The organism is Clostridioides sp. ES-S-0048-02, assembly GCF_020658495.1.
Taxonomy (GTDB): Bacteria; Bacillota; Clostridia; order Peptostreptococcales; family Peptostreptococcaceae; genus Clostridioides.
The window spans coordinates 78,295-94,187 of record NZ_JACVWH010000003.1; the positions used below are offsets into that span (position 1 = coordinate 78,295).

The 15,893-nt window shown below is 26.8% G+C and carries 18 protein-coding genes; 14 read left to right on the forward strand and 4 right to left on the reverse strand.

Annotated features, from left to right (window positions below):
* Positions 1-47: 47 nt before the first annotated feature.
* From IC173_RS05550 to IC173_RS05565, 4 genes are all read left to right on the forward strand, one after another.
* Entirely contained in the window at positions 48-287 is a 240-nt protein-coding gene (locus tag IC173_RS05550) for a hypothetical protein (protein ID WP_227482516.1), read from the forward strand.
* An 84-nt stretch (positions 288-371) separates the two neighbouring features.
* The gene (locus IC173_RS05555; RefSeq protein WP_227835961.1) at positions 372-536 is read left to right on the forward strand and encodes a hypothetical protein; all 165 of its coding nucleotides are present in this window, start codon (positions 372-374) and stop codon (positions 534-536) included.
* Between the two features lie 145 nt (positions 537-681).
* Positions 682-1,446 carry an alpha/beta fold hydrolase gene (locus tag IC173_RS05560; protein WP_227434835.1) on the forward strand — a complete coding sequence of 255 codons (765 nt, stop codon included), beginning with the start codon at positions 682-684 and terminating at the stop codon, positions 1,444-1,446.
* 82 nt (positions 1,447-1,528) lie between these two features.
* Positions 1,529-1,972 carry a VOC family protein gene (locus IC173_RS05565; protein ID WP_227824032.1) on the forward strand — a complete coding sequence of 148 codons (444 nt, stop codon included), beginning with the start codon at positions 1,529-1,531 and terminating at the stop codon, positions 1,970-1,972.
* 312 nt (positions 1,973-2,284) lie between these two features.
* Here the strand turns inward: IC173_RS05565 and IC173_RS05570 are convergent, their stop codons facing one another.
* Complete coding sequence (locus tag IC173_RS05570) at positions 2,285-3,142, reverse strand: LysR family transcriptional regulator (protein ID WP_227855270.1); 858 nt, start codon at positions 3,140-3,142, stop codon at positions 2,285-2,287.
* 113 nt (positions 3,143-3,255) lie between these two features.
* On the opposite strand from IC173_RS05570, the gene IC173_RS05575 reads away from it, so the two are divergent.
* Positions 3,256-3,828, forward strand: coding sequence for a chromate transporter (locus IC173_RS05575; RefSeq protein WP_227824030.1), 573 nt, complete (start codon positions 3,256-3,258; stop codon positions 3,826-3,828).
* A complete protein-coding gene (locus tag IC173_RS05580) occupies positions 3,825-4,385 on the forward strand; it encodes a chromate transporter (RefSeq protein ID WP_227434832.1) in 561 nt (186 codons plus the stop codon). Before IC173_RS05575 ends, IC173_RS05580 begins: the two co-directional genes overlap by 4 nt.
* A 148-nt stretch (positions 4,386-4,533) precedes the next feature.
* Here the strand turns inward: IC173_RS05580 and IC173_RS05585 are convergent, their stop codons facing one another.
* The gene (locus tag IC173_RS05585) at positions 4,534-7,722 is read right to left on the reverse strand and encodes a DEAD/DEAH box helicase (protein WP_227855271.1); all 3,189 of its coding nucleotides are present in this window, start codon (positions 7,720-7,722) and stop codon (positions 4,534-4,536) included.
* Positions 7,723-7,981: 259 nt separating this feature from the next.
* Here IC173_RS05585 and IC173_RS05590 point away from each other — a divergent pair, with 259 nt between their 5' ends.
* Complete coding sequence (locus IC173_RS05590) at positions 7,982-10,156, forward strand: molybdopterin-dependent oxidoreductase (protein WP_227855272.1); 2,175 nt, start codon at positions 7,982-7,984, stop codon at positions 10,154-10,156.
* Positions 10,157-10,169: 13 nt separating this feature from the next.
* On the forward strand, positions 10,170-10,601 hold the full coding sequence (locus tag IC173_RS05595) for a 4Fe-4S dicluster domain-containing protein (RefSeq protein ID WP_227855273.1): 432 nt from the start codon (positions 10,170-10,172) through the stop codon (positions 10,599-10,601).
* 170 nt (positions 10,602-10,771) lie between these two features.
* Here the strand turns inward: IC173_RS05595 and IC173_RS05600 are convergent, their stop codons facing one another.
* Positions 10,772-11,524 carry an AAA family ATPase gene (locus IC173_RS05600; protein ID WP_227434828.1) on the reverse strand — a complete coding sequence of 251 codons (753 nt, stop codon included), beginning with the start codon at positions 11,522-11,524 and terminating at the stop codon, positions 10,772-10,774.
* Positions 11,525-11,842: 318 nt separating this feature from the next.
* Here IC173_RS05600 and IC173_RS05605 point away from each other — a divergent pair, with 318 nt between their 5' ends.
* From IC173_RS05605 to IC173_RS05620, 5 genes are all read left to right on the forward strand, one after another.
* Complete coding sequence (locus IC173_RS05605; RefSeq protein ID WP_227855274.1) at positions 11,843-12,049, forward strand: hypothetical protein; 207 nt, start codon at positions 11,843-11,845, stop codon at positions 12,047-12,049.
* Positions 12,050-12,079: 30 nt separating this feature from the next.
* Complete coding sequence (locus IC173_RS05610) at positions 12,080-12,322, forward strand: DUF2975 domain-containing protein (RefSeq protein WP_227855349.1); 243 nt, start codon at positions 12,080-12,082, stop codon at positions 12,320-12,322.
* A gap of 489 nt (positions 12,323-12,811) precedes the next feature.
* The gene (locus IC173_RS20680) at positions 12,812-12,946 is read left to right on the forward strand and encodes a hypothetical protein (protein WP_255613317.1); all 135 of its coding nucleotides are present in this window, start codon (positions 12,812-12,814) and stop codon (positions 12,944-12,946) included.
* Between the two features lie 43 nt (positions 12,947-12,989).
* A complete protein-coding gene (locus IC173_RS05615; protein WP_227482526.1) occupies positions 12,990-13,199 on the forward strand; it encodes a hypothetical protein in 210 nt (69 codons plus the stop codon).
* A 132-nt stretch (positions 13,200-13,331) separates the two neighbouring features.
* On the forward strand, positions 13,332-14,081 hold the full coding sequence (locus IC173_RS05620; RefSeq protein ID WP_227855275.1) for an amino acid ABC transporter ATP-binding protein: 750 nt from the start codon (positions 13,332-13,334) through the stop codon (positions 14,079-14,081).
* A gap of 201 nt (positions 14,082-14,282) precedes the next feature.
* On the opposite strand, the gene IC173_RS05625 is transcribed toward IC173_RS05620, so the two are convergent.
* The gene (locus IC173_RS05625; protein ID WP_227855350.1) at positions 14,283-14,999 is read right to left on the reverse strand and encodes a Crp/Fnr family transcriptional regulator; all 717 of its coding nucleotides are present in this window, start codon (positions 14,997-14,999) and stop codon (positions 14,283-14,285) included.
* A gap of 163 nt (positions 15,000-15,162) precedes the next feature.
* Between IC173_RS05625 and IC173_RS05630 the strand changes: the two genes are divergently transcribed.
* Complete coding sequence (locus IC173_RS05630; protein ID WP_227434824.1) at positions 15,163-15,891, forward strand: 4Fe-4S binding protein; 729 nt, start codon at positions 15,163-15,165, stop codon at positions 15,889-15,891.
* The last annotated feature ends 2 nt before the right edge of the window (positions 15,892-15,893 follow it).

Consider the following 15,893-nt stretch of genomic DNA (forward strand, 5'->3'; position numbering starts at 1 on the left):
GATAAAATAAAATTAGAAGAAAAAAGAATTTGATTAAGAGGTACTATATGAAATATTTTGGAAATGGGTTAAGTGAAGTACACAAAGAATTAAATAAAATCATACGTAAAGAAGAAAAAATAGAACAGGTAAAAACACTATTTTTAGAAATTCATTCAAAATTACATCTCTCAGAAATATCAAATACAGAAAAAAATGAAGTGGACAAACTTATTAATGACTTAAACAGAAATGAATATGCTATTGTGCCAACAAGTAAAGACGAAACTATTGCATGGGTTTTGTGACATATCTCAAGGATTGAAGATTTAACAGTAAATGTACTAGTTGCCCAAAAAGAACAAATTTTTAATGAACAATGGAAAGAAAGATTGAATATTTTTATTACAGATACAGGAAATGCTCTCTCTGATGATGAAATTATGAATTTAAGTAAAAGTATCAATACTAATGAATTGCTTTGCTATCGAGATGAAGTTGCAAATGGAAAGAACATTTTCGTACAAAAAAGAAACTTTACAGAAGTTAGATTATAATAACTTAAGTAAACAACAAATCAACTAAGGTATTATTGATTTTGGTTATACTCTAAGTTATACTATTTTTAAGTGTCTATGACAATAGTCATTTTAAATGTAAATCATAAACATATATTTATAGAAATATTAAAGGGGGAAACATATGGCATACTTTAAATATAATAACAAACAGTGCTACTATAATGAAATTGGAGATGGTACACCATTACTTTTTTTACATGGAAATACAGCCTCATCTAAGATGTTTGATGATATAATCGATTTTTATAAAGATGAATATAAAATAATATTAATTGATTTTGTTGGTCATGGCAAATCTCAAATGGTTGATAAGTTTTCTGTCGATTTATGGTTTGATGAGGCTATGCAAGTTATATGTTTTTTAGAAAAGATGAACTATAAAAAAGTAAATATAATTGGCAGTAGTGGAGGAGCTCTTGTTGCATTAAATGTTGCACTTGAAAGACCCGATTTAGTGAATAAGGTAATTGCAGATAGTTTTGAAGGAGAAGCTCCTCTAGAGTCCTTTGTGCAAAATGTGAAATTAGAGCGTGAAGCATCAAAGCAAGATGATGATGCAAAAGCTTTTTACATTTACAATCAAGGCGAAAATTGGGAGCAAGTAGTAGATAATGATACAGAAGCTATTTTTGAACATTATAAAACTATAGGTAAATTTTTTCATAAGCCTCTAGAAACTATGCAACCAGATGTACTTTTAACAGGAAGTAAAGAAGATGAATTTGTATCTTTAGTAGCTCATGATTTCTTTGAAAATACTTTTTCATCACTTCTTGAAAAAATTAAAAATGGAAAAATGCATCTGTTTAATAAAGGTGGGCATCCAGCTATTTTATCAAATGGATTAATTTTCTCAAATGTAGCAAAGAAATTTTTAAAAGAATAATTTAATGATATAATTTGAGCATGGAATAGAGTGTGTTATGGAAATAAAGAATACTTTATATTTTATAAAGGCGTTGGAATATATGAGATACGTACATACAAATATAATAGCAAGAGACTGGGAAAAGCTGTCTGAATTTTATAAAGATGTATTTGAATGCAGAAAAGTACCACCACAAAGAAACCTAAAAGGTGAATGGTTGGATAGATTGACAGGGATAAAAGATGCTCATATTGAAGGTGTGCACTTAGCTTTACCTGGATATGATGATTGTTTACCAACATTAGAAATATTTTCATATAATTTATATGGTGAAGTGCTTCAAAAAAATATAAATAATTATGGTTTTTCACACATCGCATTTGAAATTGAAAATGTTGAAGAAACCCTAAATAAAATAAAAAGTGCAGGTGGAGGTCAAGTTGGAGAAATCGTTAAAACAAAATATCCTAATGGACAAGTTGCTACATTTGTATATGCAACAGATATAGAAGGAAATATTATTGAATTACAGAGCTGGGATTAAATAATAACACAAACAAATTTTTATTTATATTACAAAAAATTTAAAAAGGGTGTTATTAAAATATGTAATTAGACATATCTATTATGTATTGATAACACTTTTTTAATAAATTGGTCATCCTGCAATTTTATCAAATGGTCTTGCTTTCTTAAAAATAGCTAAAGGTTTTCTTAAGAAGTAATTTAAAAAGTTTTTGTATATAATAATGAATAACAAACAATGGAAGAGAGACTTATAAAAAGTAATAGATATTGCTTATAAAAAGGATACTTGATTATTTCATAGAGAATTTATCAGGTATCCTTTTAAATGCTAAATTAATTGACATAGTTTTTCTAATGAGGCAGATTTATACTTATTTTTATTTATTACTGCAGTAATATCATTAAAAAGTTTAAAATCAGGAATAAATATCTGTATAAGGTTTCCTTTTTCTATTTCTTGCTCAACTAGAATTTTAGGAAGAATTGAAACACCTAAACTATTTTTAGTAGCTTCTATTAGGGATTGTGAATCTACACTTTCCCAGCTTGCATGTACTTTGTAACCTTGCAAGGTTACAGCTGATTCAAAAGTTTCACGTACAGCACTTCCTCTTTCTCGTAATAGTAAATCCATACCCAATAGTTGAGATAAACTTAACTCGGCAGTACTGCAATAGCTTGGTGAAGATACAATGCATAATTCATAAGAAGAAAATTTTCTGATTTCTAATGCGCCTTGTATGATTTTCCCTTCAATAAAAGCTATATCAACCTTTCCTTGTTTCAATAATTTTAATGCTTTTAATGCACTATGAACTTCAACGTTAATCTTAGTATTTGGATATATTTCTTGAAATCTCCTTATTAATTGAGGCAGCCATATTTGAGCAAATGTAATACAAGACGCAATATGTATGGGCGTTTCACACTCTAAGTTTTTAATCCTTGATTCAACATTTTCTAAATTTTCAAGTATTGGCAAAATTTCTTGTAAAAGAAGTTCTCCTGTTTTTGTTAATTTAACACTTTTATGTAATCGCTCAAATAATTTGGTTTCAGCCTCATTCTCAAGCTCTCTTATTGCATGGGAAACTGCTGATTGTGTAATAAATAGATTATTTGCAGCTTTAGTGAAATTTTCTACTCTTGCAACTTCTCTAAAAATAATGCAATGTTTAAAATTCATAATTAGACTCCTTTACTCATGAATTAAATTCATGTCTGCAACAATATTTTATCATTTTACAAATAGCAGTACAACATTTATAATATGTCCATGTGCACATAGAAAGGAATATTATGAGAAAAAATATTAAATTGTATTTATGGCTTTGCTATATAAATTTATTTATAAGTGCCTTTACTTTTGGTGGTGGATACGTTGTTGTTCCTATGATAAAAAAGTACTATGTTATGGATAAAAAAATATTTAGTGAATCAGAGCTTATGGAAATGGCTACAATTGCTCAATCTTCACCTGGAGCAATTGCAATCAACTTAAGCATTTTAGCAGGTAAAAGAACAGCTGGATTTATAGGAGTAATTATCAGTTGTATTTGTTCAATTATACCTCCTATAGTAATTTTAGGACTTGTTTCAAGGTGGTATGTTGCGTTTTCTTCAAATATTTATATAATTGCAATCTTAAAAGGTATGCAGGCATGCGTTGCTGCATTGATTGTAGATTTGACTATAGATATGTATAAAATGATTCTTAATGAAAAATCAATGTTATTAAATCTATTAGTACCATTTTCATTTATTGCTTGTACTTTCCTTAAAATTAATGTAATACTCGTATTACTTTTAAGTTGTTTGATTTGTTTATTTGCTATATATATTCAACTTCGAAAAAAGGGGGAGAGTATATGATTATAAATTTATTCTTTACGTTTTTGAAAATAGGAATGTTTAGTATAGGTGGTGGTTATGCTATTATTCCAATTATACAGGAACAGGTAGTTTTTAAGCAAGGATGGATAACACAAAAGGTTTTTACTGATATTATTACAATTTCTCAAATGACTCCAGGTCCATTAGCTGTTAATACTTCTACTTTTGTTGGTATGCAAGTGGCAGGAATTGAGGGTGCTATATCAGCAACAGTTGGTTGTATAATATCAGGAATAATTATTTCTATGTTTTTATATGGATTTTTTAAAAAATATAAGAGTTCGAAATTTGTTTTTGAAATTTTAAATGGACTGAAAGCATCCTCTTTAGGATTAATCATCTCAGCAGGATTTACAATTATATTGTTGACATTTTTTGGTTCTTCAAATTATTATACTACCAATATTTTCAAAAATATAGATATTATAGCTGTTATTTTATTTTGTTGTTCATTGTACTGTTTACGAAAATATAAGATTGGACCTATACTTATGATGGTGTTATCTGGATTGTTTGGATTAATTGTATATTTATAAAGAAGGTTAATATATAAGCAAAGAAAGATTTACATATAATTTGCAAAGCTTAAGATATTATGGAGTCTCCTATATTTTAGGAAACTCCTGTTTATCAATTACAAATAACATAGTAGTATTTTATTTTTACTTACTATATATCTTACCTTCAATTAAACAAGTCCATTATCTCACTATCAGATAAACTTCTTAATACACCTTCGTTAGAAAGCTCTCCATTTATAAATTGATTTATAAGCTCTTTTTTATTTTCTTGTAATTTTATTATCTTTTCTTCTATAGTGCCTTTAGCAATTAACTTTATAACTTGTACTACATTTTTTTGACCGAATCTATGAGCTCTGTCACTAGCTTGATTTTCTACTGATGGATTCCACCATGGGTCAAAGTGAATTACAATATCAGCAGTTGTAAGATTTAATCCTGTACCACCTGCCTTTAAAGATATTAAAAAAACTTTTTTGTCAGTACTATTATTAAATTTATCTACAAGTTCAAGCCTTTCTTTAGCATTAGTTTTACCATCTATATAGTGATATGCAATTTTACACTTATCAAGTTCCTTGCCTATATTTTTAAGGACAGATGTAAATTGTGAAAATAATAATATCTTGTGATTTTCATTTATACTATCTCTAAGTATTTCTAGACATGTTTCTATTTTTGAACTTTTTTTATTATAATCTTTTACCACTATACTTGGGTCTAAACAAAGCTGTCTTAGTTTAGTTAAATAAGAGAAAATAACTATTTTATCTTTCTTAAGATTTTTATCTTTCATTTTATCTTGTATATCTTTTGCATACACACTATATATTTTTTTCTGTTCCTTATTTAATTCAACAAAAAAGTTTTTCTCAATCTTGTCTGGGAGTTCTTTCATTACTTCTTTTTTACTTCTTCTAAGAATAAAAGGCTTTATAAGTCTTTTTAAATTTTCAACATTATCTTCTTTATTTATAAATAACTCTTGAAATTTTCCTCTACTATATAAATATCCAGGCATTATAAAATCAAATATAGACCATAACTCTACTAAATTGTTTTCCATAGGTGTACCAGTAAGTGCAAATTTATTTTTGGCATTTATATTTTTTACAGCTTCTGTTACTAAAGCCACTGGATTTTTAATGTTTTGAGCCTCATCTATTACACAATAATCAAAAATTATTTCATTATATTTTTCTAAGTCATTTCTAAGAGTACCATATGTTGTAAGGACTACATTAAAATCGTTTATTTCTCTAAAGCACTTTTCTCTATCTTTTTTATTTCCATGTATCAATAGAACTTTTATATCTGGAGCAAATTTTTCAAATTCATTTTTCCAATTATAAATAAGTGATGTTGGCGTAACAATAATACTTTTTTTATTGAATACAGATAGTAAAAATGTAATAGTTTGTATTGTTTTTCCAAGACCCATTTCATCAGCTAATATACCACCAAATTTATAAAAATCTAAAACTTTAAACCAATTAAAACCATTTATTTGGTAGTCACGTAGATTTGCTTTTAAATTACTTGGAATTTCTGAATTTATAACATTAAAATTTCTAAATTTAGCACATGTATTTTCTAATTCATTTTTACCAGTTATAAATTTTAAATCTTTACCTTTTATCATTTCATTTATATATAGAGCTTTATTATTATGAATTTTATTATCTTTTGATTTATCAATTACATCCAAATTTTCAACCAGTTCAAAAAAATCTTTAGTTTCTTTTTCTGATAAGTCTATAAAACTTCCATCTTTTAGCTTATAAAAAGTACGTTTTTCTTGGAGAGCTTTTAGAATATCTTTGTACTCTTTTGGATTTATATCAGATATATTAAAATTAAATTCTAGATAATTTTGATTAGTTTGATTAATTGAAGCTTGAATTGATGAAGAATTATATATTTTCTTCAATTTAAACTTTTCAGAATAATAGATATCTCCAAATTCCTTTAAAGATTCTAGCTGTAAATCTAAAAATGTAAATAGGTCATAGTCAGTTCCTTTAAATGTATATCTGTTATTTTCTTTTACAAATTGTGAAGAAATCATTTTATTTTCAATTTTAGCCTCCTTTTGTATATTGGGAAGTATAAATTTTTTACCACCTTCATCATCATAGATATACTTTATGTCGCAACATACATTGCCATCAATTATATCAAAGTAAAACTCTGTTTCAAAATTATTTGCTATATTATTTTTTATGTTTTCATCCAAATAAACTTCTTTGGATATTGACTTTAATTTAGGCACTAATAGCCCTAAAACATCTTTAGAGTCTTCTTTATCAAATTTTAATTCCTTAGATTTTGATAATACTTGATAGATTTTTGAATAATCTCGAGCCTTTTTATGAGACAATAAGTAGATATTATTCTCATATAAAAGTACATCACCTTTTCTACTAAGTGGAACAGGTAGTAAGTCTTTGGAGGATAAGACAATTTTATCTTCTATATTTTTAAAATTAAATTTTATTGGTAAAATATCACTTGATACTTTTGGATGATATTCTTCCTTAGAAAAAATTAGAGTAAAATCCTTGTCCTTAAGAGCATTCAAAAATTGTTTCAGAGAACTCATATTTATTTCCATGAACTTTTTTGAGTATGACGAAGAAAAATTATATGAAAGATTTGTTCCATATTCTTCTATCATATCTATTAACTTCTCATCTTCATCAGCAAAATAATGGATGTTAGGATTATAAATAAATTTTTTTCCAAACTCCAATTCATATCCATTAAGTTTTGAATATGCAAATTCAGTGATATTTTTTAAAACATACATTTTATCGATTCCAATTTTAAACTCAGCAATTGCTTTGTTTGAATCAATGTTTAATAATACATCTAAATTGACTCTTTCTTTTTTAGTATCATTTAAAAAAGAAAGTAGTTGTTTACTTAAGTCCAAGCCGACTTTAGAATCAGTCTTAGAAAGTTTATCTTTATCATCATCTAATATATCTATTAGAACAGGAGGAATGTCATTTTTACTTTTTATTTGCTTTAGGCTTTTTATCACAATAGCAACTAGATGTTTACATATAAAGATGCCTCGATTTGTAATATTTGATTGACAATCAACACAACTACAGTCACTCTCAATTATTTTAAAGTGTTTTATATCTATTGTTATTGAATTAAAATAAAAGCTATAATTATCCTCAGAATTGACTCCACCACGAAATGTTAGCAAGTTATTTTGTAAGTCATCAATATCAATGTCTATATAATCAACTAATTGATTACTATAGTATTTTATACCTCTTGACCATCTTGATGGTTCTGTATTTCTTTTGATTAATTTATATATCATATCTATTTTCATTTTATTCACCTTACCTCACTGTATATATTATAATCTAAATCTATTCAATTTACACTCTAAATACAGTGTTTAAATTAAAGCATATATAAATAGCTTTTATCTATTGCAAAATATATATAAATAACAATTTGCTATTAGATTTTTATTGTAATCTCCTGTAAACTAGGAGTGAAAAATAATGATTTAAGTAGTTTATAAATGTATATAAAATTTAATTATTAAAAACATATTTTAAGTTTATGATATTTAAATTAAAAGAATGTATAATAATTATAGTGTTTTATATTTATCATTGGGAAAGGAAGATATTGATATGGATAGTTATAAATTGATTAAGGCTAAGATACCATGTAAGGAAACAGGAATAGAAATAAAGAAGACTTTATGTGATATTTGTTCTCCAGGAATTCATTGTGGAATTGATGCATATGTCAAAGATGGCAAAGTAATAAAAATAGAAGGAACAAAAGAGCATCCAATGAACAGAGGGTTGTTGTGTACAAAGGGGCTTTGTAATAGAGAATATATGTATCGAGAAGATAGAATAAAAACACCACTGAAGAGGATTGGAAAAAGAGGTGAAGGAAAGTTTAAGCCAATATCATGGGAAGAAGCTTATAGTGAAATAGGGGGAAAATTAAATAAAATAAAAGACGAATATGGAGCAAAACATGTAGCATTTTTTACAGGGTATGGAAAGTGGTATAGACCGTTTTTACAAAGGTTTGCATCTTCATTTGGTTCTCCTAATTATGGTACAGAATCAAGCTCCTGTTCAACATCAGCACAGATGGCTGGAAATGTTGCAACTGGGAGAAATTTTACAATGCAGGATATGGAAAATGCAAATACTTATTTAGGTTGGGGGTTTAATCCATACTACTCTAAATTTTTAAATAGTGTAAATTTAAGTAAACTAAAGGAAAAAGGTTTAAAATTTATAATTGTAGACCCTAGGATAACACCAACAACTCAAAAAATAGCAGATTTGCACTTGAGAGTTAAGCCTGGTACTGATGGAGCTTTAGCTCTAGGAATGGCTAATTTATTTATAGAAAAAGATTTGATAGATAAAGAATACATAGAAAAACATGTACATGGGTTTGATGAATACAAGGAATATGTAAAATTATTTGATTTAGATACTGTCAACAAAATTACAGGGGTTTCTAAAGATGATATAGTAAAAGCTGTAGAGATGTTATCGAAAGGTCCATTTTGTATAAATGAAAGTGCTGCTCCAGTAGTTCATCACCAAAATGGATTTCAAAATTATAGGGCAATGATGTCTCTATCTGCTATAACAGGTAATTATGATAAAATTGGAGGTAATATACCAAAACAAGATTATTTTGCTGGTAAGGTAGGAGGATTTCAAACATTAGAAAAAGAGTTTGTAAAAGAAGTGCTACCTAAAAATATAAATGAAAGAATTGGTGGGGAAAGATTTCCTCTTTGGAATGAAATGGTAAATCAATTTCAAGCTATGGATTTAACTCGACAAATAGAAGAAAAGACACCTTATGAAATAAAAGCATTGTTTTGTCATGGTATAAATGCTAGAATGTTTCCTAATTCAGGTAGGCTTTTTAACGCTCTAAACACTGTAGATTTCTTTGTCAATATAGATTTATTTATGACAGATGCATCAAAATATGCAGATATACTTTTACCTGCATGCACATCTTTTGAAAGAGAAGAATGTAAGAGTTATCCAGGTGGATATATTACATATACGAAAAAAGTAATTGATACATTATATGATTCAAAATCAGATGTAGAAATACTTTCTGACTTAGCAAATGTTATGGACATAGATGATGATTTCTTAAAAGCAGGTTATGAAGCAAGTATAAGACATATGTTTAAAGGAACTTGTGTAGATGTAGATGAACTTAAAGAAAGTGATTCACCATTGAAATGTAAAGATTTTAAATCATATGAGGTAGGTTCGTATACAATGGAAGGTTATGATACTAGTACATCTAAGTTTGAATTAAAATCTACAATTATTGAAAAATATAAAGATTTTGGATTAGATACATTACCAACATACAAAGAATTTAATGATGATATAGATGAGTATAATTACCTATTAACATCAGGTGCAAGAATTCCAAATGCATTACACTCAAGACTTCATGATGTTAAGCTTTCGAGAATATTAAAAAATGAGGCTAGTTGTGATATTTCTAGTTTAGATGCAAAAGACTTAGGTATTAATAATGGAGATTATATAAAAATAACTACTAAAATAGGAAGTTTGAATGTTAAGGTCAATGTTACTGATAGAGTTTTATATAAAAACATACATATGTATCATGGATATAGAGAAGCTGATGTAAATAGTATCATCTGTGATAATTTTGACCCTTATAGTGGATTCCCTGCATATAGAAGTTGTAAGTGTAAGATTGAAAAAGTGAATAAATAATTGGGGGGATATAATGAAAAGTTTATTTGAATTCAATAAAGAGTTATGTACAGCATGTGGGGCTTGTTTGCTTGCTTGTATAGACCAAAATGATAATGACATAGATAAGGGTGAATTTTTTAGACATGTATTTACAGTGGAAGAAAAAGAAAAGGTAGAGTATTTTTCACTATCATGTGTTCATTGTGATGAAGCAAAATGTGTAGATGTATGTCCTAAAGATTGTTTTAAAAAAGAAAATAAATTTGTCATATTAGATAATCAAGATTGTATAGGATGTAAACTTTGTGAAAAAGCTTGTGAATATGGAGCTTTGATTTATGTAAATGATGGTAAAGCAAACAAGTGTAATGGTTGTGTTGAACGAAATGAGTGGGGTATGGATGCACCTTGTGTAATGGTATGTCCTACAGGAGCATTAAAGTTTAATATGGAAGTAGATTAATTATAAATTATAATTTATACTAAGATGTAAAATGAACTTTGTAAAAGACTACATTAAATTTGTATTATAACTAATTTAATGTAGTCTTTTTATGTATATACTTATAAAATAAAAAATTGAGATAGTTAGAAGTTTAAATTTTTATTTTAAAAAGTTTGTCTTATGGATTACTAATCAATTAACATGTTTAAGAATTTTTCTTTATGATTTAAAAAATCTTGAGTAAGTTGATAATTTTCACTATCTTCGCATTTAACTTTATTAATGCCATTCTCATTTATTTCATAGATGATTGAATTAGGATAACAAATTAATATGGGTGAGTGTGTTGCTATGATGAATTGGCAATTTTGGGTTACTAATTCGTGTAATCTTGTTATAAAAGCCATCTGTCTAGCAGGTGAAAGTGCTGCCTCTGGTTCATCTAATATATATATTCCTTCTTTAGAAAATTTATGAATAAATAATGAGAAGAAGGATTCACCATGAGATTGTTCATGCAATGATACTCCTCCATAATAGTTTATAGTTTTTACTCCTGACGAAAACCTAGAAGCTTTATCTATTGCAGTAGCTACATTATAAAAAGATTCAGCTCTCAAGAAAAAATTTTGCTTAGGTTTTTTAGGTCCTTTTGTGATTGTTATATATTTATGAAGTTCAGAGTGGCTATTATAAGTACTAAAGCCAAAGTTTTTTGTCCCACCTTCAGGGTTGAATCCATATTCAATAGCTATTGCTTCTAATAATGTTGATTTTCCACTTCCATTTTCACCAATTATAAAAGTTACGTTTTTATGAAACTCAAGTTGATATAAGTTTTTTACTATTGGTAGATTAAATGGATATTCATTTATACTATGTATACCTTTTCTGTTTAGTTTAACTGACCTAATATATTGATTTATTTTTTCAGCATTCAAATTTAAAACTCCCTTTTATTGATTTTAATATACTTATTATAACTTAAAATTAGTGACTATATTTAGGTTTTTATCTAATAAATTTTAATATAGATATTAATAATTTTTAAATTGGAATCTAGATATAGATATTCATAGTGTTAATTATCAGAAACCTTACACTAACAACAGATAATTTTAATTACTCTTAAAATATTTACTTAGGAAATTAAAATATTTTATATTTTTAACAATAAAATATGTCTTTTATTATAAAAAATTATTGAAAAACGATATTATATGATGTAGTATATAAAATATTTTAAAGGAGTTGATATAGTGTCTGATAAATTTATAAAAAATCTATTAAATGGTATATTACAAATTTTATTTTTTCTTTTAGCATTAGTACTTTCTGTAGGAGGAATTAAAGGCTTTAGTTATATTTGTTTTAGTGGTGAAGCAACTATACAAAGTTTTATATCTGGTATATTAAGGTTTTCTTTGGTTGTATCATATTTTATTATAGTAAAGTCATTGTTATAAATATTAAATAGTTCTGAATATAGCTTATTCATAAATGAAAATGTAAAAAGATTTAGACTTATTGGCTATCTTTTACTTTTAAATTCTGTTATAGAATTTAGTTCAACTTTCGGTACTACTGGAACAGGAATGAGGTTCCTAGATTTAGGATTCGGATTTTACTTCACAGTCCCAACTCTTGTATATTTTGTGGTTGCTCTTATGAGTTTTGTGATTTCAGACGGATTTAAGAAGGCAATAAAGATAAAAGAAGATAATGATTTAATTATTTAGGAGGCACACTATGTCAATTATAGTAAATTTAGACATGATGTTTCGATAACTCTATATTTATGTTTAGTATATGGTAATAAAATATTTAATATATACTCAGTCTTTATTTTAATATATCCAGTATTCGTTCCATCACTACATCCATAATAATTCTTCTGAAGTAAATGATACACGAGATATATTTAATTCTTTACTAAATTTTTTCGTATCTAATTTTTTATTGATTAATATACAGTCTTCCACGGAGGTTGATTTGCAATAGCAGTAATGATATGTAAATATCTATATTACAACTTTTTCATATGTTTTAATTTTATAAAAACGAGTTAGACAGCCCAATTATATTAAATAAATTTGATATTAAAAAGGGCTATATAAGTGGGTAAGGAAATAGTTTTTTTCTATTGGAAAAATAAATAAAATTCTATTATAATTTAATATGTGACAAAAGTTTGCAAAAAACAACATTAAGTGAGGGGGACTTATTTTATGATTTTTAGCATGAAATATTTTTTGGAATTATTTCCAATAATAATGAAATCATTCAATGTAACTGTGATTTTAGCAATAAGCTCACTGATATTTTCATTAACTATAGGAACGATATTAGTGTTATCATCTTAGAAGAAAAAGTGCTTTAAAAATACTTGGAGATGAAAATATTGAAATGATTGATTTTCCAGCAATGACAGGTGAAGATTTTGCTATTTATATGAATGAAAGACCTGGTTTATTTATGTATATAGGGGTAGGAAATAAAGAAAAAAATATAAATTACAGACTTCATAATAACAAGTTTAATATAGATGAAAAATGTTTAAGCACAGCATCTTCATTATTTGCACAACTTGCAGTAGATTATCTTTGTCAATGTTAGATTATAATTATAAGAATATATTCTATTTAAAAATAAAATGACTAAGTTATTTTTAGATTTCAAATTAACATATTAATTTTAGTATCAAATATATGATTAGTCTATTATATTTATTAAAAAAGGTGGATACTGATGATAAAAGTAGAGAATTTACATAAAAGTTTTAAAGGTACAGAAGTTCTTAAAGGTATAAATTTAGAAATAAATCAAAGTGAAGTAGTAGCTATACTTGGTCCATCTGGAACAGGTAAATCTACGTTACTTAGATGTTTAAATTATTTAGTTGAGCCTACAAAAGGAAAAATAATGATTGGAGATGTAAAAGTAGATGTAGAAAAAGCAACAAAAAAGGATATAGCAAATTTAAGAAAACATACATCTATGGTATTCCAAAATTATAACCTATTTAAAAATAAAACAGCATTAGAAAATGTAATGGAAGCATTGATAGTAGTACATAAAAAGAGTAAACAAGAAGCTAGAGAAATTTCGATAAAATTAATAGAAAAAGTTGGGATGTTAGATAGAAAAGATTTTTATCCATCAAAGTTATCTGGAGGTCAGCAACAAAGAATAGGTATAGCTAGAGCGATGGCAGTAAATCCAAATGTAATATTATTTGATGAACCAACATCTGCACTTGACCCAGAACTTGTTGGAGAAGTTTTAAGTGTTATAAAATCGCTTGCAAAATATGGAATAACAATGCTTATTGTGACTCACGAAATAAATTTTGCAAAAGAAGTTGCTGATAAAATTATATTTATGGATAATGGTGTGATAGCTGAAGAAGGAACTCCTGATGAAATATTTAATAATCCAAAAAATGAAAGAACGGCAAAATTTTTAAATATTATTAGGAAAGAAGAAGTATTTAATTAAAAACATATAATTGAAGTATGTCTTAAGACATATGAGATACTTTCATAAAAGTAAGCTAATTAACATACAAAATTAATAGATATCTTAATTTATATAATTAAGATATCTATTAACTTTTTGAGTAAAAATATAAATTCTAGATTTAGACGTAATGCCTATAATTTGAATTAATTAAAATTATGTGTATTGAATCATATAAGTTTAAATATCAAACTTATTTTGGAAACAAAAGATTTCAAACTTATTTTTGTTAAAAGATAATAGACCTTCATCTCTCATTTTTCCAAGTTCTCTTGACATAGAACTTCTATCAACACATAAAAAGTCAGCCATTTCATTTCTTGAAAAAGGGATTGTAAACTTATAGTTACCCGCTCTCTCTATTTGATTTGAAAAGTACATGAGCAATTTTTCACGAGTTGTTTTACAAGAAAGCAACTCTATTTTGTTATGAAGTAAAATATTTTTTTCAGCTATTAATTGTAACATATTTTCAACAAGTCTATTGTGAAATTCACATGTAGACGAGCAAATACCAGTCACACTTTTAAACTTTATAAATAGAACTTCACATGAAGATGTTGTCACTACTGTTACAGTACTTTTATGTAGTCTAGTGCAAGCAAACACCTCTCCAAATAAATCACCAGGTAAAAGTTCAGCCACAATATTTCTATTACCTTCAATATCTTCTTTTATTATGTGTGCACTTCCCTTAAGCATAATTCCAATAGAAGTCACTTCATTTCCTACAGAAAATATTATGTCATCTTTTGGATAAGTCTTATCAATAACACCCAAACATTCTAACATTGCTTCAAGTTCATCATCTTTAATCCCTTCAAACAGAGAAATCCTTCTTAATAGATTTATATGTTTTTCTAAAAATTTTTTCAAATAATCACTTCCTTGTTGCATATGCAACCGATAATTTCTTTTCATTGTACTATACTAAATTTATAAAAGCAAGGAGATATAAAAATCCTGATACAAAAATCTAAAATAAAAAAGACCTATGTCTTAAAAATAAATATCTAGTAAAGTAGTATTTTAAACAAAAAAATTTTATGAGGTGATATAAATGATTAGAAAAATAATTAAAATTAATGAAGAAAAATGTAATGGTTGTGGATTATGTGTTGAAGCTTGCCATGAAGAAGCTATAGGTATGGTAAATGGAAAAGCAAAACTTTTAAGAGACGATTATTGCGATGGTTTAGGAGATTGTTTACCAACTTGTCCAACGAATGCAATTTCATTTGAAAATAGAGAGGCGGCAGAATATGATGAAGAAGCAGTAAAAGCAAATATGGAAGCAAAGAGAGCACAAAAAGAAAATTTAGCATGTGGATGTCCAGGTTCTCAGTCTAAGTCTATAAAAAGACAAGATTTAGATACTATATCTACAAATAACAATATAGTAATGGAGGCACAAGAGTCTCAGCTTAATCAGTGGCCAGTGCAAATAAAACTAGTACCTGCTAATGCATCATATTTAAAGAATGCAAGTCTTTTAATAGCAGCAGACTGTACAGCATATGCATATGGAAATTTCCATAATAAATTTATGAAAAATAAGGTTACATTAATTGGTTGCCCTAAACTTGATGAAGTTGATTATGCTGAAAAACTTACAGAAATTTTAAGATTAAATGATATTAAAAATATAGTGGTAACACGTATGGAGGTACCTTGTTGTGGTGGTATCGTAAATGCAGTTAAAACAGCCCTACAAAATAGTGGAAAGATGATACCATGGCAAGTAATTACTATATCTGTAGATGGGAAAATAGTAGATGGAGAAATCTAATT